The following is an 18,752-nucleotide window of genomic DNA, read 5'->3' on the forward strand; positions in this document are numbered from 1 at the left end:
GGTCTCGGCCGTGTGAGGGCATGAGTAAGTTGACAAGAGTGGACGCCGCCACGACAGTGAGCCCTGTCCAGACGTAATCAAGGGAAGGTGCACCGCATGCGGGAAGAGGTGCGCACCGGTCCGCACCGGGTACTCCGCGGCGGGCTGATAACAGGCCGGCCGGGTGCGGAAGAAATTGACGACGGCGCCGTCTGGCTCGCCGGGGACCGCATCGAATGGTGCGGTCCGGCGTCGGCCCTTCCGCCCGGCAGCCCGGACCGCGTCGACCGGGTTCCGCTGATCCTGCCGGGGTTCGTGGACCTCCACTGTCACGGCGGTGGAGGGTACACCTTCTCCGCCGACCAGGAAGAAGCCCGCGCGGTTGCCGCCCACCATGCGGCCAGCGGAACGACATCGCTGCTTGCCTCGCTGGTCTCCGCCCCGGCTGACGAGCTGCTGGAACAGATCGGGGCGCTGCGTGACCTCGTAGACGACGGCACGCTGGCCGGCCTCCATCTGGAGGGTCCGTTCATCGCCGCCGAGATGTGCGGGGCGCAGAACCCGGCAGCGATCATCGACGGTGACCCGGACCTGCTCCGTTCGTGGCTGGAGGCCGGGCGGGGGACCATCCGGTCCATCACACTCGCCCCCGAGACCGCCTCCTTCGACGAGCTCGTCGCGCTGTGCCGGGAGCACGGCGTCGTACCGTCGATCGGGCATACCGCCGCGACATCCACCCGGGTGCGCGGGGCCCTCGAGTCCGGCCCACAGGGACCGTGGTCAGCCACCCATCTCTTCAACCGGATGCCGCCGCTTGATCATCGCCACCCGGGCCCTATTGCCGTGCTGTTGGAGACCGCCCGGCGTGCGCCGGAATCCATGGTGCTCGAACTCATCGCCGACGGCGCTCACCTGGACCCGGACACTGTCCGGATGGTCTTCGGGCTGGTCGGCCCGGACGGCATCGCGCTCATCACGGACGCCATGGCCGCCGCCGGAATGACGGACGGAACGTACACTCTCGGCGGATTGGACGTCGAGGTGCAAGGCGGCACGGCGCGACTTGCCTCCCCTGAGGGTCAAGGCGCGATCGCCGGCGGCACAAGCCGGTTGCTGGAGAACGTCCGCCGGTGCCGCGACTGGGGCATCCCGCTCGTGGACGCGGTCGCCGCTGCCTCCTCGACCCCGGCGCGCCTGATCGGGAACGACGACGTCGGCACGCTCGCGCCGGGACGCAGAGCAGATGTACTGGTCACCTCGAACGAGCTCGAGGTTCTGCAGGTATACCGCGCCGGCGCCCTCCTGAAGCAGCCGACAAGTGGAGGTACGTAACCGTGCAGGTCATCATCTGTGACTCACCGGAACAGGTCGGCTCGCGAGCCGCGGACATCATCGAAGCGCGGGTGCGGCGCGGACCGGCGGTACTGGGACTGGCAACCGGCAGTTCGCCCGCGGGAATCTACCGGGAGCTCATCCGGGGCCACCGGGAAGAAGAACTGAGCTTCAGCGACACCACTGCGTTCACTCTCGATGAGTACGCGGGCCTACCCCTGGATCATGAACAGTCGTACCACTCCACCATCCGGCGGGAAATCGTCGACCACGTAGATCTTCCGCCCTCCCGGCTGCTCACTCCACATGGGGATGTCGAAGACCTGCCCGCTGAAGCCGCCCGGTACGACGCAGCGATCCGCGCCGCCGGAGGAATCGATGTCCAGATCCTGGGCATCGGTGCGAACGGGCACATCGGATTCAACGAGCCGACGTCGTCCCTGAACTCGCGCACAAGGATCAAAACGCTGGCCCGCGCCACCCTGAAGGATAACGCGCGGTTCTTCCCCGGAGGTGAAGTCCCACAGCTTTGCCTGACCCAGGGGCTCGGCACAATCGGTGAGGCGAGGCAGGCTGTGCTCGTGGCACTCGGTGCCAGAAAGGCTTCCGCTGTCCGGGCGATGATAGAGGGCCCGTTGAGTGCTTTCTGCCCCGCATCAGTCCTCCAGCTGCATCCGCGCGCCGTCGTCATTCTTGATGCGGAGGCCGCCTCTGAGCTGCAGCTCACCGACTACTACCGGCGGGCGCAGGATCTGAACGACCGGCTGGGCCGGTAACAGGTCAGGGCTCGGGGTTGCGCGAATCGTACTGACCGAAGCGCGGCTGAAGCCGGGCCAGCAGCAGCACGAGCAGCATGCAGACGACCCCGCCCCACAGGGCTGTCCAGCCCTCGCCGATCCACTCGGCGAACCCTCCGCCGACCAGCTCGCCCAGCCTGGGGCCGCCTGCAACGACGACGATGAACACGCCCTGCAGCCGCCCGCGCATCGCATCAGGAGTGGCTGACTGCAGGATGGTGCTCCGGAACACGCCGCTGACCGAATCAGAGACACCGGCCAGTAGTAGGCAGACGGCGGCGGGAATGATCCACGGCGTCATCCCGCCGTCGGGAGAGCGTCCGGCCAGAATGACCACGAGTCCGAAACCGCTGATTGATGCACCCCAGCCGACCACTGCCCACTGGACAGCCCGGCCCTGGCGGTGGACCAGTCCCAGTGGGCCGGAAAACAGGCCCGAGAGAACTGCCCCGAATGCGGTCGCCGCGAGCAGGATTCCGACCGTCAGCTCGCCGCCCCCGATAAACACAGCACCCACCGCCGGCAGGAGCACCCGTGGCTGCGCCATGACCATTGCGGCGAGGTCGATGAGGAAAGTCATCCGGATGTTGGGACGCGTGCCGAGATACTGGAAGCCTTCGATGACGGTGCTGAGACCGGCGCGGCGCACCGGGCCATCCGGCGGCATCGGGGGGAGCCGAAACAGCGCCCACAGCGCGGCAGTGAAGGTAACGACGTCGATCGTGTAGGTCCAGCCGTAGCCCACCTGCGCGATGAGCAGTCCGGCAAGCATGGGACCCACTGTGAAGGCGAGCCCGAAGGTGATCATCGAAAGGGCATTGGCGGCCGGCAGCAGTTCCGGGCGCACCAGTCTTGGAATGATGGCGGTCCGCGTCGGCTGGTTGATACCGGCAAATCCGCTGTGCACGGCGATCAGAATGTACAGCAGCCAGACATTGTCGGCACCGCTCCATGCCTGCACCGCAATGCCGATTGTCGAGCCCCACAATCCGAATCCGGACAGCAGCGCCACCTTGCGGCGGTCGTGGGCATCCGCGACGGCGCCGCCATACAACCCGGCGAAGATGAGCGGCACCAGGGCAAACAACCCGATCAGGCCCACGTTGAGACTGGAGCCGGTGATGTCGTAAACCTGCAGGCTGACCGCCACAAGGGTGAGGTTGGTGCCGATCGCAGAGAGTGCGGTTCCGAAATACATCCGGCGGAAGGCCGGACTTTCCCTCAGCGGCGTAATGTCGGCGAGGAGTCTGGGCACCGGGCAAGTCTACCGGCAAAGCGGTTACCTCCAGCAACGACTCGCGTACGCCCGAACGGTTCATCAGCCTGCTGACTTTCCCTGCTCCGATGGCTATGGTTGCTCCCACAGCGGGATTGATAACGGGAGGGAATCGCCATGCTCACCAGCGAGGTCGCCGAAGGCATCCACTGGCTCGAACACGCCCACGTGAACGTCTACTTCATCGAGCAGGACGGACGCGTCATGATTGTCGACGCCGGCCTGCCCGGGATCTGGCCGCGTATCCGCGCAGCGCTGCGTGAACTGGGATTTGAGGACTCCGTGGTGGCGCTGGTCCTCACGCACGGGCACTTCGACCACGTGGGGGTCGCCGCCAAACTGCGGAGCACGTACCGGCTGCCGATTCTCGTCCATCCGGATGACGCCTATATCGCCGCCCACCCCTACCGCTACAAGCACGAGCTGAACCGTTTGACAGTCCCGCTGCACAACCCCGGCAGCCTGCCCATCCTTGGGCGGATGACACTTGCCGGAGCAATGAACGTTCGCGGTGTTACCGACACCCTCCCCCTGACGCCCGGAATAGCGAACAACCTGCCCGGAACACCGGAGGTGCTCCACGTACCCGGGCATACCGACGGTCACATCGCCCTCCACTTCCCCGACCGGCGGGTACTCATCTGCGGGGATGCCTTCGTCACGCTGAACCCCTACACCGGGGTGAAGGGACCGCAGATCGTTTCCGGAGCAGCAACTGCCAACTCGCCGCTGGCGCTTGACTCGCTCGACCGGCTTGCGGCGCTGCCTGCTGACAAGGTGCTCACCGGACACGGTGAGCCGTGGCTTTCAAGCCCGGCCGACGCCGTCGCAATCGCCAAGAGCATCGGCCCTTCCTAGAGCACTACACCGCCGGATCCGGCGCATGTGCCGCGATCGCGGCGTCGACGGCTTCCAGCAGCCGCCTGTTCCCCAGTATCCGGAAATGCCCCATCACATCCAGTTGCACGTTCGCAGCGCCCACCAGTTCGCTGCCGCCCGGGATGTGCGGATCGAACGTCCCATAGATGGACGTGATGTGTGAATTGACGTCCAGGTTGGCCCGCAGGGCGTTCAATGTCCGGTTCCGCGGGGAAAAGGCGCGCAGGCTGGGCAACAGCGCGAACATGGCATAGACCGAGCCTGAGAACGGCGAGTTCACGGCAACCAGCTGACGGATGCGCGGCGCCGAGTCGGGAAGGGTCATGACGTATTTGCCGATCAGCCCGCCCTTGCTGTGGGCCACGAGAACGACGTCGTTGAGGTCACGTTCACGAAGATACTGCGCCACCAGCTCCGCCATCGCAGGAACGCTCCCGCGGTTGTATCCCAGCGCCGTGACCGCATGGACAGGGTGTCCGTTGCCGTGAAGGTGGGAGGCCACGGGATGCATGAACTGCCAGGGCTCATAGATGCCGGGGAGCAGGACAACAGGCGCCGCGTCTCCGGACAACTGACGGCGGGCATCACCCCTGAAGATGAAACCGCGGACCTGCCAGAAGGCGACGTAGGCATAATCGAGCGCCCAGGCCCACCCGCGCCTAAGCAGCAGCACGCGGGTCTCCAGTGAGGACCCCGCGGGCGGTCTCTTCAGGTCGGCTGTGCATCAGGACGTGGGGCACCCCGGGGACCTCCACGATTGTGCTGTTCGGGTTCACAGCGGCCAGGCGCTCCAGCCAGTCAGAAGGCACAATAGGGTCACGCTCCCCGCGTACCAGAACTATCGGGCAGGCAACCTGCGGAAGCGCCTCCTCGAGCCTGTGGTTCACCATTGCGGGAAGCGTCCGCATATAGGGGACGATCGCGCGCAGGTAGTCGGTGAACACAATCCAGTTCGCCGCGGGTGATTCACGCAGCGTGTCCTGTGCCAGACGCAGCGCCTGCATGCGGATCGAGCGCTCGCGATCGTTCACGGTGGGACCGAGCAGCACCAGCTTGTGGACCAGTTCCGGCGCGCGGGCAGCGGTTTCCGTCGCCACCTGGCAGCCCATCGAGTGGCCCACGAGCACGACGCTGCTGAGGTCCAGCCTGCGTAGCGCCGCTAGCACGATGTCGCCGAGCTCGGGCACGGACAAGGGCCGCCCAGGCCCGGGAGACGCGCCGAACCCAGGCATCTCGATCGCGTACACAGTATTGGTGACTGCAAGCTCGGTGGCGAGTCTCTGGAAGTAGCGGGCGGAAACACCGATTCCGTGAACGAGAACAACCGCCTCCCCGTGCCCAACGCTTCGCACGGTCACAACGCAGTCTCCAATGCGCTCCTGGCGCACTTCTTCCCAGGGCGTACGGCCCATTCCACAACCCTTCATAGTGATGTCTTCCCCCAGACTACGGTACGTGCGCGCCCTATTATGAATTGGTCAAAATAAGTGGTTGACTGTTCCCATGACCGAGCAAACCGTCTCCGCTGACACCTGGGCTGCGTCCCTGCGTTCAGTGGGACGCAGGGTAACCAAGCAGCGTCTGGCGGTCCTTACCGCCGTCGAGCGGTCGCCGCATTCAACCGCCGACGACGTCGTCACAGCGGCCCGCGCCGAACTCGCCGACATCACCGTGCAGTCGGTATACGTCGTGCTCTCCGACCTCACTACGAGCGGGCTGCTGCGGAGGATTGAACCGCCACACTCCCCCGCGCGCTATGAGACAAGGGTCAACGACAACCACCACCACGCCGTGTGCACGGGGTGCGGCCGGATCGAGGACGTGGACTGCGCCGTTGGACACGCACCCTGCCTCACGCCGCACTGGTCTCCCGGATCCAGTCAGATGACTATCCAGATCGCCGACGTGGTCTATCAGGGCCTCTGCGCTGACTGCCGTGAAAAGAATCTCGAACTTCCCGAACTAGTAATTAATCATTGAAAGAAGGAGAATCCATGACTGCCAACTTCAGCACGACCCAATCGGGTGCCCCGGTTGTTGACGACAGCAATTCCTCAGCACTGGGCCGCGACGGCGCCATCCCGCTGACTGACCACTACCTGATCGAGAAGCTCGCTCAGTTCAACCGCGAGCGCGTTCCCGAGCGCGTAGTGCACGCCAAGGGCGGCGGCGCGTTCGGTGTCTTCGAAGCCACCGAAGACGTGAGCAAGTACACCAAGGCCGCACTCTTCCAGCCGGGCGCGAAGACCGAGACTCTGCTGCGCTTCTCCTCCGTTGCAGGCGAGCAGGGCTCCCCTGACACCTGGCGCGACCCCCGTGGCTTCGCCCTGAAGTTCTACACCTCCGAAGGCAACTACGACCTCGTCGGTAACAACACTCCGGTGTTCTTCATCCGCGACGGCATCAAGTTCCCGGACTTCATCCACTCCCAGAAGCGCCTCCCCGGCTCCAACCTGCGCGATGCAGACATGCAGTGGGACTTCTGGACCCTCTCTCCCGAGTCTGCACACCAGGTGACCTGGCTGATGGGCGACCGCGGCCTTCCCGCCTCCTGGCGCACCATGAACGGCTACGGTTCGCACACCTACCAGTGGATCAACGAGGGCGGCGAGAAGTTCTGGGTCAAGTACCACTTCAAGTCCAACCAGGGCCACGAGGTCCTCACCACCGACGAGGCTGAGGCACTGGCCGGCTCGGACGCCGACCACCACATCCGCGACCTTTACGAGAACATCCAGGAGGGCAACTTCCCCAGCTGGGACCTCAAGGTCCAGGTCATGCCCTACAGTGACGCCAAGGACTACCGGTTCAACCCGTTCGACCTCACCAAGGTGTGGCCGCACGCTGACTACCCGCTGATCCCGGTCGGCAAGCTGACCCTGAACCGCAACCCCGAGAACTACTTTGCGCAGATCGAGCAGGCAACCTTCGCGCCGTCGAACTTCGTGCCGGGTATCGCCGCTTCTCCGGACCGCATGCTGCAGGCCCGCATCTTCTCCTACGCAGATGCGCACCGTTACCGCGTGGGCACCAACCACGCGCAGCTGCCGGTGAACGCACCGAAGAACGAGGTACGCAACTACTCGAAGGACGGCGCTGCCCGCTACGCCTTCAACTCCCCGCAGACTCCCGTCTACGCTCCCAACTCGGTGGGCGGCCCCGCGGCCGACCCGGCACAGTACGGTGCGCACGGCGGCTGGGAGAACGACGGCGACCTGGTACGCACTGCGCATAGCCTCCACGCCGAGGATGATGACTTCGGCCAGGCAGGCACCCTTTACCGGGAGGTGTTCGACGACGGCGAGAAGGCCCGCTTCCTGGAGACCATCACCGGAGCGGTTGGCGGCGTGACCATCGCACACATCCGCGAGCGCGCTATCCAGTACTGGACCAATGTCGATGCTGACCTCGGCGCGAAGCTCCGCGCCAACCTCGGCAACGGATCAGGTGCAGCTCAAAACTCCGAGGCTGAGGCCGCCAACAAGTTCTAGGCAGAACCAGAAATGAGCGGGTGGGCCGGATGGCCCACCCGCTCATTTTTATCCGCTTGAAGCATTGACCTCGCCGCCCAGCACTGTGTCGAGGGTTTGAATCAACTGATCAAGCAGAACATTGAGTGCTTCCTCCACAGCCGGCCGGTCGTTGTTCAGGACGTAGTCATACTGGAGCCCGTACAGGCCCGAGGTGAAGACACGAGCCGCGGGATTGGCCCGCTCGCGGGGAAGTCCCTGGGCGATCAGCCAGTCCGTAATGAACGAGTGCCAGTACGCGAACTTTTCCGTCGCGCTACCCCGCGGAGCCGGGCTCACCGGATCCTGCACGGCGGCCTCGATTTCCAGCCGCTGCAGGTGGCGGTTGCGCTCCATCAGCAGGGAATTCCAGCCGCCCACCAGCCACTTGCGGAAGCCGTCCGGGGTCAGGTCCTCGGACTTTTCCTGTTTAAGGACATCGTGACGGCCTTCAATGTGCCGGACGATCTCGTTGACGAGTTCCTCGCGGTTGCCGAAATGGTACACAAGCACGTAGCTGCTGATGCCGAGGCCATCGGCCAGGGTGCGGAAGCTCAGGCTCGCGAAGGTCTTGTCGAGAAGGTACTCGACAATCTGATCGAGGAGCTCGTTCTTGCGTTCCGGGTTCGGGGGGCGGGCCATGGCTGCATAGTACAGGCGCAGGGCCCGCCCCCGCTGGCCGCTTCCTAGGCGCCGGTGCGCACTTCGTCCCGTTCCGGGTGGCCCGCAGCTTCCGTTGCCAGCCTTGAATGGCGCTGCCCGTAGGCGAAGTAGATCGCGAACCCGACAACGAGCCAGATACCGAAGAACACCCAGGTTACGGTGGCCAGATTCAGCATGAGGTAGAAGCAGAGCAGCGCTGACATGATCGGGATGACCTTGCCGAACGGCACACGGAAGGACGGCTTGAGGTCCGGGCGCTTCTTCCGGAGAATCAGGATGCCCAGGCTGACGGTGACGAACGCTGAGAGAGTCCCAATGTTGATCATCTCGGCGAGCAGCTCAACCTCGGTGAAGCCGGCCAGGAGGGCCACAACGACGCCGCAGAGGATCTGCGTACGAGCGGGAGTGCTGCGCTTCTCCGAGGTTCGGCTCAGTGCACGCGGCATCAGTCCGTCGCGGCTCATCGCAAAAATCACACGTGCCAGGCCCATGAGCAGGACCATGATCACCGTAGTCAGCCCGATGAGGCTTCCTACGGAGATGATTCCGGCGGCCCAGTCCGCGCCCACGAGCTGGAATGCGGTGGCCAATGACGGCGATTCCGTTGCTGCAAGGTCGCGGTAGGAGACCATGCCGGTCACCGCGAGGGTGACGAGGATGTAGAGCACGGTCACCAGCGCCAGGCCGCCGAAGATTCCGCGCGGGAGGGTCTTCTGCGGATCCTTCACTTCCTCGGCGGACGTGGCGACGACGTCGAATCCGATGAACGCGAAGAACACCAGCGCCGCACCGGAAATGATGCCGGTGAAGCCGTACATCGCGGGCGTCGCGCCGCTGAGGAAGGAAAGAAACGGCTGCGTTGTCCAGCTGCTGTCTACCTCAGCCGGCGGTTCCGCTGCCGGGACAAACGGTGTGTAGTTCTCGCCGTTGACATAGAAGAAGCCGACCACGATGACGAACAGGACGATGGCGATCTTGATGATCGTGAAGATGTTGTTCACCCGGGCGGAAAGCTTCGTTCCGAGCACCAGAATCACCGTGAAGACCGCGACGATGATCAGCGGCCCCCAGTACATCGGGACACCCAGGAAGCTGATCTGTGACGGCACATCGAGGTTGAGCACCGCGAACAGGTCACTGAGATACACGCCCCAGAACTTCGCGATGACAGCACCGGCCATGAGCAGCTCAAGGATCAGGTTCCAGCCGATGATCCAGGCAAGCATCTCTCCCATCGTGGCGTACGTGAAGACGTAGGCGCTGCCTGCCACGGGGATGGCCGTGGCGAACTCGGCGTAGCACATGATGGCCAGAGCACAGGTGACGGCGGCCAGGACAAACGAGAGGGTCACTGCCGGGCCGGCGTTGAAGGCCGCTGCCTGAGCGCCGACCGAAAAGATGCCTGCGCCGACCGCAACGGCGACTCCCATGATCATGAGGTCCCAGGTGTTCAGCGACCGCTTGAGTGTGCGGCCCTTCTCACCTGAGTCTGCGATCGATTGTTCGACCGACTTGGTACGGAAAAGATTCACGGCTGTATGTCCTTGCTGGGGAAATGTGACCGGACAATTGTAGTGATTCCGTTATGGACGCACCTAATTGTCAGTGTCCCGTCGGAACCGGCTCCGACGCCGGGAGCCGGCGTGCGCCGTCGTCGTCCGTTTTCTCCACCAGGCGCGCGCCCTCGACATCGACATCCGGAAGGATGCGGTCCAGCCACCGGGGCAGCCACCAGGCCGAACGGCCAAGCAGGTGCATGGCCGCCGGAATCAGCGTCATACGGACAATGAACGCGTCGAGCAGCACGCCGAACGCCAGCCCGAAACCGATCGGCCGGACCATTGTCAGGTGCGAGAACACGAAGCCCGCAAACACCGCCACCATGATGATCGCGGCGGCTGTCACCACCCGCGCACCGTGGCTGAACCCGACCCGGACGGCTTCCCTAGCGGGCCGGCCGTGCACGAAGGACTCGCGCATGCCGGACACGAGGAACATCTGGTAGTCCATGGCTAGCCCGAAGAGCACGCCGATGAGGATGATGGGCAGGAAGCTCAGGATCGGACCGGGGTTGGTCACGCCGAAAATGTCCCCCAGCCAGCCCCACTGGTAGATCGCGACCGTTGCGCCGAAGCTTGCCATCAGTGAGAGCAGGAACCCTGCCGTGGCAATGAGCGGCACCAGGATGGAGCGGAATACCAGGAGCAGCAGGATCAGTGACAGCCCGACGACGATGCCCAGATACAGCGGCATCGCTTCCATGAGCTTGGCGGACACGTCGATGTTCGCGGCGGTCTGCCCGGTGACGGATACGGTCACGCCGGTAGCGTCCTCGATGCTGTCGGCCTCGGCGCGCAGGTCGCGGACCAGTTGCTCGGTGCTTTCACTCGCGGGGCCTGCCTCGGGGATGACCTGGTAAATGGCGGTCCGCCCGTCGTCGCTGATGCCGGCCGGGACGGCGGCCACGATGTCGTCGATTCCAGCGAGGCGGTCGGCGACGTCGAGCCGAAGGTCCGTGCGTTCGCCTTCTTCCTCGATCGCCGGCAGCTCACCGACAACCAGCAACGGACCGTTGGTGCCCTCACCGAACTTCTCCCCCACCAGTGTGTAGGCCTGGTAAGCGGTGGAATCGGCGGGCTCGGATCCGCCGTCGGGCAGCCCTACACGCAGTTCAAGCGCCGGGAGCGCCAGAACACCGAGCGCGACGACGCCGGCCAGGACCGTCAGGATCGGCTTGCGGGTGACGATGCCGCCCCAACCCCGACCGGCGGCATATGAATCATCCACGGAGTGTTTGTCCGCCTCCGCTTCGCTCGCTGGGTGCGCCGTCTTCCAGCGGCGACTGGAGATCACCTTGCGGCCCATGAAGCCGAGCAGCGCGGGGGTCAGGGTCAGGGCAACGAGCACGGCAACGGCAACGGTTCCGGCAGCGGAGAGACCGAGGATCGTCAGGAACGGCAGGCCGGGGACCGCGAGCGCAGCCAGCGCGATGATGACCGTGATGCCCGCGAACAGGACGGCGTTTCCGGCGGTACCGGTGGCGCGGGCGATGGACTCCTGCAGCGGCATGCCACGGAGCAGTTGGGTGCGGTGGCGGTTGACAATGAAAAGTGAGTAGTCGATTCCGACGGCGAGGCCCAGCATCAGCGCGAGCACGGGTGAAATCGAGCTCATTTGGATGACCCCGGTGAGGGCGAAGGTGACTCCGACGCCGACACCTACGCCGACAATCGCCATGAGGAGCGGCAGCCCGGCAGCTACCAGCGTTCCGAGCATGACAATCAGGACGACGGCGGCGACGAGGAGGCCGATGACCTCCGCCGGCCCGAAGATTTCAGAGATGTCCTGGACGATCTCCTTGCTGTACTCGACATTCACACCTGCGTCGGCGGCGGCGGCTGCAGCTTCCTGCACCGCTTCGCGGGTCTCGGGCGTGACGGCGTCGACCGCCGTAGTGAACTGGACGCTCGCAACCGCTGTGGTTTCGTCGTCGGACACGAACTGCACACCGGAGGAGGCCTCGAGGAGGCGCTCACCGCGCTCGAGCTCAACGCGCGCGGCGTCGAGCTCTGCCTGGCCCTGGTCGAGCTGCCCGCGCTGGGCGTCGATCTCGGCCTGGGCCGCGTCGAGTTGCGCCACGGTCGCGTCGATCTGCTCAGCGGGAAGGAAGGATTTCCCGGCCTCGAACTGCGCACGCTGCTCATCAAGCTGCGCCTGTCCGGCGTCGAGTTGGGCGGCGCCGTCGGCCAGCTGCTGCGCTCCGGTCTCGAGTTCCGCCCGGCCGTTCTCGATCTCGTCGCGGCTGTCGGCAAGCTGCTGGGCGGTCACGAACGGATCGATGACCGCTTCGACGCCCTCGAGGTCGGCAACATCGGTGAGGGCCGTGCTGACTGCCTCCTTCTGTTCGCCGGTGAACTCGCCGTCCGGGCTCTGGAAAACGATGGTTCCCATGCCGCCGACGGCCTCGGGCATCTCCTGTTTGAGCTGGTTGAGGACGCGCTGGGATTCGGTGCCGGGGATGGTGAAGTTGTTGCTCAGGGTGCCGGAGAAGGCGACGGCGGAGCCGCCCACAGCGACCATGATGGCCAGCCAGGCGGAAACCACCCACCAGCGGCGGCGATAGGCGAAGGAACCGAGTCGGTACAGGAGGAATGCCATGATTGTGCGTCCTGGATTAGAGCGTTGGGTGGGAGAAGCCGTCGCGCAGCATGTTCAGCGTTGCGACGATGAAGTTTTCGAGGGTTTGCGCGGCGTCGACATCCGGATTTTCACCCGATGCCCACTCGCGCATTGCCGCCTTGGCGCAGGACAGCAGTGAACCGACGAGCGCGTGGATATAGAGGGTCGAGGCCTGGCCCTGCAGCCGGTGCTCCACCGCGCTGATGATGCGGGCTTCGGCGCGCTCCCAGGCGAGCAGATGGGTGCCGAGGAGGTCCGGGCTACCGGCGGACATGCGGAAGAGGTCACCGCAGTCCTTCAGGTTTTCCACCTTCGTGGTGGCGGCGAGAGCGGCGATCATGGCGTCCAGGATGGGCTCATCCTTGGGGCGTGCCGCCAACTCGGCTTCCGCGCGGTCCAGGAAGGACTCCGTGGATACGATCAGTGCCTCTTCGGGGCTGTGGAAGTAGTTGAAGAAGGTCCGGCGGGAGACATTTGCCTGGTCGGCGATCTGCTCTGCCGTGAAGCCGCCCATGCCGTGCGTTCGCGCCAGGTCGAGGGCCGCATGGGCGATAGCCCGCCGGGTCTCAAGCTTGTTCTGCTCGCGGCGGCTGATCTGCTGTTCTGTCACGTACTTACACTAGGTGCAAGTTTGCACACCGTGCAAGTTTTGAAGGGGGCGTAAAACGTTAGCGCACAGACACGGACTTACCCGCCAGTGAATTGCCGATGAACCGGCTGATGAACGGAAGACCGGAAAGCCTCAGCATCAGGCGGCGCAGCACCAGTTCCGCGCCTGACGACGGCAGGAACCAGCGCGCTGCACGCCTGCCCGTTTCCTGCCTCTCCCGCGCAACGGGCATCCAGTGGTTCTGATAGGCGGCGAGACCGTCTGCGATCGACGCGGACTCGCCCAGATGATTCACCAGCACACGGGCTCCCGCAATCGCCAGTGAGGATCCCTGGCCGGCGAGCAGCGACACTGCCTGGCACGCATCGCCCACCAGGACCACCCGGCCGTAGTGCCAGCGGTCCATATGGATCTGCGCGACGACGTCGTAATAGGGGTCAGCGGGCGTCTGACCGAGGGCACGCGGTGCGAGCCAACCGGCGCCGGCAAATTCGCAGCGCAGCGCTTCCCTCCGATTCGCCGGCAGGGAAGGTGAAGCATCCCGGTGGAGCAGGAAGGCCGCTACCCTGGTGCCCCGCAGCCCATACAACCCGATTTGCCTGTTCCTCGTATCGCTGAGGGCAAACTTGCCGCTGACCTGTTCGTTGACCTCGTCATCGTCGAAGATGAAGGCTGCGGTGTGGAATCCGAGGTACTTGATGAACCGTTCTTCCGGACCGAAGACGGCTTCCCGCACGGCCGAGTGGATCCCGTCAGCACCCACCAGCAGATCGCCCTCGACAACCCCACCGTCGGAGGTATGGACGCGCACGCCGTCGTCGTTGTTCTCGATTCGAGCGAACGTTACGCCGCAGCGGAGCCGGACGGGCTCGGGGAGGCTTTCCCGCAGCGCTTCCTCCAGATCCGGCCGCATGATGCTCAGCAGCCGACCGTTGACCGCGTCCGCGAAGCGCTTGAAGCTGAGCCGCCCGGTTGTGCGCCCCTTCGCGTCGAAATAGGACACCTCTTCGACTGCGTATGCGCGGGCCTTCAGAGCGGGCAGGACGCCCATCTTCTCGGCAGCGTCGTAGCCTGGACCGAAGAAATCCATCATGTAGCCCTCGGTTCTCGGGCCACGGGAAATCTCAAGAATCTCCACCTGCCAGCCGATGTCCGCAAGGTTCTTCGCCGTGGCGAGACCGGCAATTCCCGCACCGATGATGATGGCCTTCACGGTCGGTCCTTCCTGTGAGCGCGTACCGGTTCCCCCAACTGCTGGGCGCGGAAGGGCGTGTCGCCCTACGACACGCCGCTCATCTAACCGAGCCGCCGCCGAGAGGTGGGGAATCCGGCACGCCCAACAGTGCAGAGACTACTCCCCGCGGGAGATCGCGATCATGTCCTCACGTGGAACCAGCTTTACGCGCTCCCGGACGAGCTCGGCGAGGCCCGCGTCGTCGTGCAGGTAGTTGGCGCCCAGCTTCATCTCGTGGGCATCGAGCCGCAGCCAGCCTTCCCACGTGGTGTAACGGACGCCGCGCTCCTCAAGGAGGTTGATGATGGCGTCCTCAGACGGATGCTCGGCCGGCGGCAGGTTCAGTCGGTCCTCCAAAAGGAAGCCGATGGTCTCGAGGGCATCGCCCTTGGTGTGGCCGATCAGGCCGACCGGCCCACGCTTGATCCAGCCGGTGCAGTAGATGCCCGGAACAGGGTTGCCGGATTCGTCGACAACCCTGCCGCCCTCGTTGGGGATGACTCCGTTCTGCTCGTCGTAGCCGACCTCGGGCAACTCCGATCCGAAGTAACCGATGGCGCGGTAGACGGCCTGCACCGGGTAGTCGATGTATTCGCCGGTGCCCTCGACCGAGCCGGAGCCATTGAGACGCGTGCGCTCGAAGCGGATGTTGGCTACCTTCCCCGGGGTCTCGGGGGAATCGGAGATTTCGACGGGGCTGTGCAGGAAGTGGAGGTGCAGCCGGCGTGATGCGGTGAGTTCGGCCAGGTCATCGGGCTGCTCGACCAGCCAGTTGGTCAGCGTCTTGACCATGGTCTTGGTCTGGTTGTTGCCGGCAATCTGCTGTTCGGAGGCTTCATCGAAGTCGAAATCCTCGGGGTAGAGCACAATGTCGACGTCGCGCGAGTGGGAAAGCTCGCGCAGTTCCAGCGGCGTGAACTTCACCTGCGCCGGACCGCGCCGGCCGAACACATGGACATCCGTTACCTGCGACTTCTTCAGCGCGGCATACACGTTTGAGGGGATTTCGGTGACCAGCAGGTCATCAGCGTGCTTGGACAGGACACGGGCAATGTCGAGAGCCACGTTGCCGTTGCCGATGACGGCGACCTCCCTGGCATCGAGCGGCCAGTCCCGGTCGACGTCCGGGTGCCCGTCATACCAGGACACGAAGTCGGCCCCGCCGAAGGATCCCTCAAGTTCCACGCCGGGAACGTTGAGGTCTGCGTCCTTCACTGCGCCCGTGGCGAAGATGACGGCATCGTAGAAGGTGCGGAAGTCAGAGAGCGTAAGGTCGCGGCCGTAGTTGACGTTGCCGAGGAAGCGGATGTCCCCGCGGTCAAGAACCTTATGGAGGGCGTTGACAATGCCCTTGATGCGCGGGTGATCGGGTGCCACACCGTAGCGGATGAGGCCATACGGCGCCGGGTACTGGTCGAAGAGGTCAATGGAAACTGCAAAGTCTCCGCCCTTGACCTCCTGCGATTTCGTCAGGATATCTGCGGCATAGACACCGGCCGGGCCTGCGCCGATGATGGCGACCCGAAGCGGACGGGCCGACGTCGTGCTGGACACTGATGCCTTCTTCCTGGTGGATTACCTGGGCTTCCCGAAGGGACGACCGCGCGCATTAGCGCACAATTCCCTATTCTAAATCCCCAATTCAGTCGGCGTCGAAACCAGTGGCGAGGCTCACCTGCGTATAGCCGGAATAGGAACGGCACGACGGCGGTTGGCACCCATGTGAGCCGCACCCGCACCACCGAGCGCCCCGCCCGCAGCGACAACGCGACGGGCATCCTTTTCGGCATCGGCGCATACGGGCTGTGGGGGCTTCTTCCCCTGTACTTCCTCATCCTGCTGCCGGCCACCGCCGTGGAAATCGTTGCGAACCGGGTGCTGTGGTCACTCATTTTCTGCGCCCTGCTGCTCACCATCCTCCGGTCATGGGGCACCCTCCGTGTGGCTGTCAGCAACCCGAAGGTACTCGGGACCCTCGCCGTTGCAGGGTTTCTCATCGCCGTCAACTGGCTCGTTTACACCTACGGCGTCACCAACGGTCACGCCATCGAAGCGTCACTGGGCTACTTCATCAACCCGATCGTGTCGGTGCTCCTGGGCGTCCTGGTGCTCCGGGAGAAACTCCGGCGGTTGCAGTGGACAGCCGTGGGAATGGGGATTGTCGCCGTCGTCGTTCTGGCGGTGGGCTACGGCAACGTGCCCTGGATCGCGCTGGCGCTCGCGTTTTCCTTCGGCTTCTACGGGTTCGTGAAGAAGCGCGTGGGACCGAGTGTCGACGCCGTGACCAGCCTCAGCGTCGAGACGGCGGTGCTGACGCCGATTGCCGCGGCAGTGATGATCTGGCTGACGCTTTCCGGCGGAGCGACGCTCACCACGGAAGGACTGGGGCACTTCTGGATTATGGCGGCGTCCGGGGTCATCACAGCTGTGCCGTTGATCTTCTTCGGAGCTGCCGCCCGCCGACTCCCCCTGACCACCATCGGTCTGCTGCAGTACCTTGCACCTGTGCTGCAGTTCATTCTGGCCCTGACGGTCTTCGGTGAAGAAATGCCGCTGGAGCGGTGGATCGGCTTTGGACTGGTGTGGGTGGGCCTCGCGCTCCTCACCGTGGACATGATCCGTACGGTCCGGAAGAGCGCGAGGCCCCGCAACAGCGCACCGCTGGAGCAGCCCGCGGGCGCCTAGCAGGGGGCTACTCGGCCACCTCAAGCGCCGGGGTGTCCTGCCGCAGTGTTTCGCCGCGGAAGAACCCGGGGTGGGTGCGCCGGACGGCGAACATTACGAGCACGCCTAGCGCGATGATCCCCACGCCGATGACGAACACCAGGCCCACTCCGAAGATCTCCGAGCCGCTGCCGAATGCGGGGTCCCAGCTGTCCACTGCGGTCTGCAGGAACACAACCACCAGACCGAGTCCTCCGAGCAGCGGGGCGAGGAAACGGAAGACGAAGTGCCGTGCCGAGATGAATGCGCTCCGGCGGAAGTACCAGACGCAGGCCAGCGCGGTGAGTCCGTAGTAGAAGCAGATCATGAGGCCGAGGGCCATAATGGTGTCGTTCAGGACGTTGTCGCTGATCACCCGCATGAGCGAGTAGAACCCTGCGGAGATGACGCCGGCAACCACTGTCGCAAACACGGGTGAGCGGTAGGTCGGGTGAACTGTGGCGAACTTCTCCGGAAGGGCCTTGTAGTACCCCATGGCGAGCAGGCTGCGGGCCGGCGAAAGGAATGTCGACTGGAGGGACGCAGCGCAGCTCGACAGGACCGCGAGGGAAAGCAGGATCGCGAACGGGCCCATGATCGGAGCGGCCAGCGCAGCGAAGACGTTCTCCGAGATGTCGGCGTTGTTGAGGCCGAGCCCCTCGGTACCGACGCCGGCGAACATCACGGTTGCAATAGCGCCGAGCAGGTAGATCCCCAGTACGACGACGGCTGTCACCGCCGCTGCCAGACCTGCGGTCCGCTTGCCGTTCCGGGATTCCTCGCTCACCGTGAGGCAGACGTCCCAGCCCCAGAACGCGAAGATGGACAGGGAGAGACCCAGCGCGAAGGCGGAGAAGCTCTCGATGGCGAACGGATTGAACCAGTCCCAGCTGAACGAGATGGCGCCGACCGCCGCGCCCTGCTGGATGCGGCTGAACGCAGCGATGACGAACCAGGCAAGCACTCCCACCTGAAGTCCGACGAGCGCGTACTGGACGGCCTTCGTGGTCTTCACGCCGCGGCAGGAAACCCATACCGCCGCCGCGACGAACACCAGGCAGGTCAGGATGTTCAGCCACCGGATGCCGGCGAGGTCGGCGATCGCCTCCTGGCCGGTGAGCTGGGAGAGGAACAGGTAGAAGAAATCCACGGCGACGCCGGCCAGGTTGGAGAGCACGATGATGTTCGCAGCCAGCAGACCCCACCCGCCGATCCAGCCGATGTAGGGGCCGAAGGCTTTGGTCACCCAGGTGAACGTGGTTCCGCTGTCGGGGGTGTCCGCGTTCAGTTCGCGGTATCCGAGCGCCACCAGGAACATCGGGATGAACCCGACAATGAAGATCGCCGGGAGGTGCTCACCGATGCTCTGCACGGTGGGGCCGAGCGTGCTGGTCAGGACGTAGGCCGGGGCGATCGTGGAGATACCGATGACGACGACGGCGAGCAGGCCGAGCTGCCCCGTCTTGAGTCCCTTGCTGGAGAATTTGGGCGTGTTGTCTGGAGCGCCGGTGCGCACTTGCGTAGTGCTCATGGGTTCCTTACCTCTTTGTTAGGAAATGGTGTGAGGACCGCCGTGTGGGAAGCGGGGTAT

Annotated in this window: 16 protein-coding genes; 6 read left to right on the plus strand and 10 right to left on the minus strand. The window is 64.7% G+C overall.

Going from position 1 to position 18,752, the window contains the following annotated elements; genetic code table 11:
• The first annotated feature begins 96 nt into the window (after positions 1-96).
• Entirely contained in the window at positions 97-1,311 is a 1,215-nt protein-coding gene (nagA, locus tag AC4D2M_RS02835) for an N-acetylglucosamine-6-phosphate deacetylase (RefSeq protein WP_490889795.1), read from the plus strand.
• A 2-nt stretch (positions 1,312-1,313) separates the two neighbouring features.
• On the plus strand, positions 1,314-2,087 hold the full coding sequence (gene nagB, locus AC4D2M_RS02840) for a glucosamine-6-phosphate deaminase (RefSeq protein ID WP_490889797.1): 774 nt from the start codon (positions 1,314-1,316) through the stop codon (positions 2,085-2,087).
• A 4-nt stretch (positions 2,088-2,091) separates the two neighbouring features.
• Here nagB and AC4D2M_RS02845 read toward each other — a convergent pair whose 3' ends face one another.
• Positions 2,092-3,363 carry an MFS transporter gene (locus AC4D2M_RS02845; RefSeq protein WP_490889799.1) on the minus strand — a complete coding sequence of 424 codons (1,272 nt, stop codon included), beginning with the start codon at positions 3,361-3,363 and terminating at the stop codon, positions 2,092-2,094.
• A gap of 138 nt (positions 3,364-3,501) precedes the next feature.
• Between AC4D2M_RS02845 and AC4D2M_RS02850 the strand changes: the two genes are divergently transcribed.
• The gene (locus tag AC4D2M_RS02850) at positions 3,502-4,242 is read left to right on the plus strand and encodes an MBL fold metallo-hydrolase (protein ID WP_490889800.1); all 741 of its coding nucleotides are present in this window, start codon (positions 3,502-3,504) and stop codon (positions 4,240-4,242) included.
• A 4-nt stretch (positions 4,243-4,246) separates the two neighbouring features.
• Here AC4D2M_RS02850 and AC4D2M_RS02855 read toward each other — a convergent pair whose 3' ends face one another.
• Together AC4D2M_RS02855 and AC4D2M_RS02860 are read right to left on the minus strand one after the other, a co-directional pair.
• The gene (locus AC4D2M_RS02855; RefSeq protein WP_490889802.1) at positions 4,247-4,936 is read right to left on the minus strand and encodes an esterase/lipase family protein; all 690 of its coding nucleotides are present in this window, start codon (positions 4,934-4,936) and stop codon (positions 4,247-4,249) included.
• On the minus strand, positions 4,923-5,675 hold the full coding sequence (locus tag AC4D2M_RS02860) for an alpha/beta fold hydrolase (RefSeq protein WP_490889803.1): 753 nt from the start codon (positions 5,673-5,675) through the stop codon (positions 4,923-4,925). Before AC4D2M_RS02860 ends, AC4D2M_RS02855 begins: the two co-directional genes overlap by 14 nt.
• 91 nt (positions 5,676-5,766) lie before the next feature.
• On the opposite strand from AC4D2M_RS02860, the gene AC4D2M_RS02865 reads away from it, so the two are divergent.
• Both AC4D2M_RS02865 and AC4D2M_RS02870 read left to right on the plus strand, forming a co-directional pair.
• A complete protein-coding gene (locus tag AC4D2M_RS02865) occupies positions 5,767-6,243 on the plus strand; it encodes a Fur family transcriptional regulator (protein ID WP_490889805.1) in 477 nt (158 codons plus the stop codon).
• A gap of 14 nt (positions 6,244-6,257) precedes the next feature.
• Positions 6,258-7,754, plus strand: a complete 1,497-nt coding sequence (locus AC4D2M_RS02870) for a catalase (protein ID WP_490889807.1) — start codon at positions 6,258-6,260, stop codon at positions 7,752-7,754.
• Positions 7,755-7,802: 48 nt separating this feature from the next.
• Here the strand turns inward: AC4D2M_RS02870 and AC4D2M_RS02875 are convergent, their stop codons facing one another.
• The 6 genes from AC4D2M_RS02875 to AC4D2M_RS02900 form a co-directional block, all read right to left on the minus strand.
• Positions 7,803-8,414: a TetR/AcrR family transcriptional regulator gene (locus AC4D2M_RS02875; RefSeq protein ID WP_490889808.1), complete on the minus strand. Its 612-nt coding sequence runs from the start codon at positions 8,412-8,414 to the stop codon at positions 7,803-7,805.
• A gap of 44 nt (positions 8,415-8,458) precedes the next feature.
• Complete coding sequence (locus AC4D2M_RS02880) at positions 8,459-9,967, minus strand: amino acid permease (RefSeq protein ID WP_490889810.1); 1,509 nt, start codon at positions 9,965-9,967, stop codon at positions 8,459-8,461.
• A 70-nt stretch (positions 9,968-10,037) separates the two neighbouring features.
• On the minus strand, positions 10,038-12,593 hold the full coding sequence (locus AC4D2M_RS02885) for an MMPL family transporter (RefSeq protein ID WP_490889812.1): 2,556 nt from the start codon (positions 12,591-12,593) through the stop codon (positions 10,038-10,040).
• A gap of 16 nt (positions 12,594-12,609) precedes the next feature.
• Positions 12,610-13,224 carry a TetR/AcrR family transcriptional regulator gene (locus AC4D2M_RS02890; RefSeq protein ID WP_490889813.1) on the minus strand — a complete coding sequence of 205 codons (615 nt, stop codon included), beginning with the start codon at positions 13,222-13,224 and terminating at the stop codon, positions 12,610-12,612.
• 58 nt (positions 13,225-13,282) lie between these two features.
• Complete coding sequence (locus tag AC4D2M_RS02895; protein ID WP_490889815.1) at positions 13,283-14,437, minus strand: FAD-dependent monooxygenase; 1,155 nt, start codon at positions 14,435-14,437, stop codon at positions 13,283-13,285.
• A 138-nt stretch (positions 14,438-14,575) separates the two neighbouring features.
• Complete coding sequence (locus tag AC4D2M_RS02900) at positions 14,576-16,012, minus strand: FAD-dependent oxidoreductase (protein WP_490889817.1); 1,437 nt, start codon at positions 16,010-16,012, stop codon at positions 14,576-14,578.
• Between the two features lie 168 nt (positions 16,013-16,180).
• Between AC4D2M_RS02900 and rarD the strand changes: the two genes are divergently transcribed.
• Positions 16,181-17,143 carry an EamA family transporter RarD gene (rarD, locus tag AC4D2M_RS02905; RefSeq protein ID WP_490889819.1) on the plus strand — a complete coding sequence of 321 codons (963 nt, stop codon included), beginning with the start codon at positions 16,181-16,183 and terminating at the stop codon, positions 17,141-17,143.
• A 7-nt stretch (positions 17,144-17,150) separates the two neighbouring features.
• Here the strand turns inward: rarD and AC4D2M_RS02910 are convergent, their stop codons facing one another.
• A complete protein-coding gene (locus tag AC4D2M_RS02910; RefSeq protein WP_490889821.1) occupies positions 17,151-18,692 on the minus strand; it encodes an APC family permease in 1,542 nt (513 codons plus the stop codon).
• Positions 18,693-18,752 lie beyond the last annotated feature (60 nt).

The organism is Arthrobacter sp. TJ-270 (genome assembly GCF_058269075.1).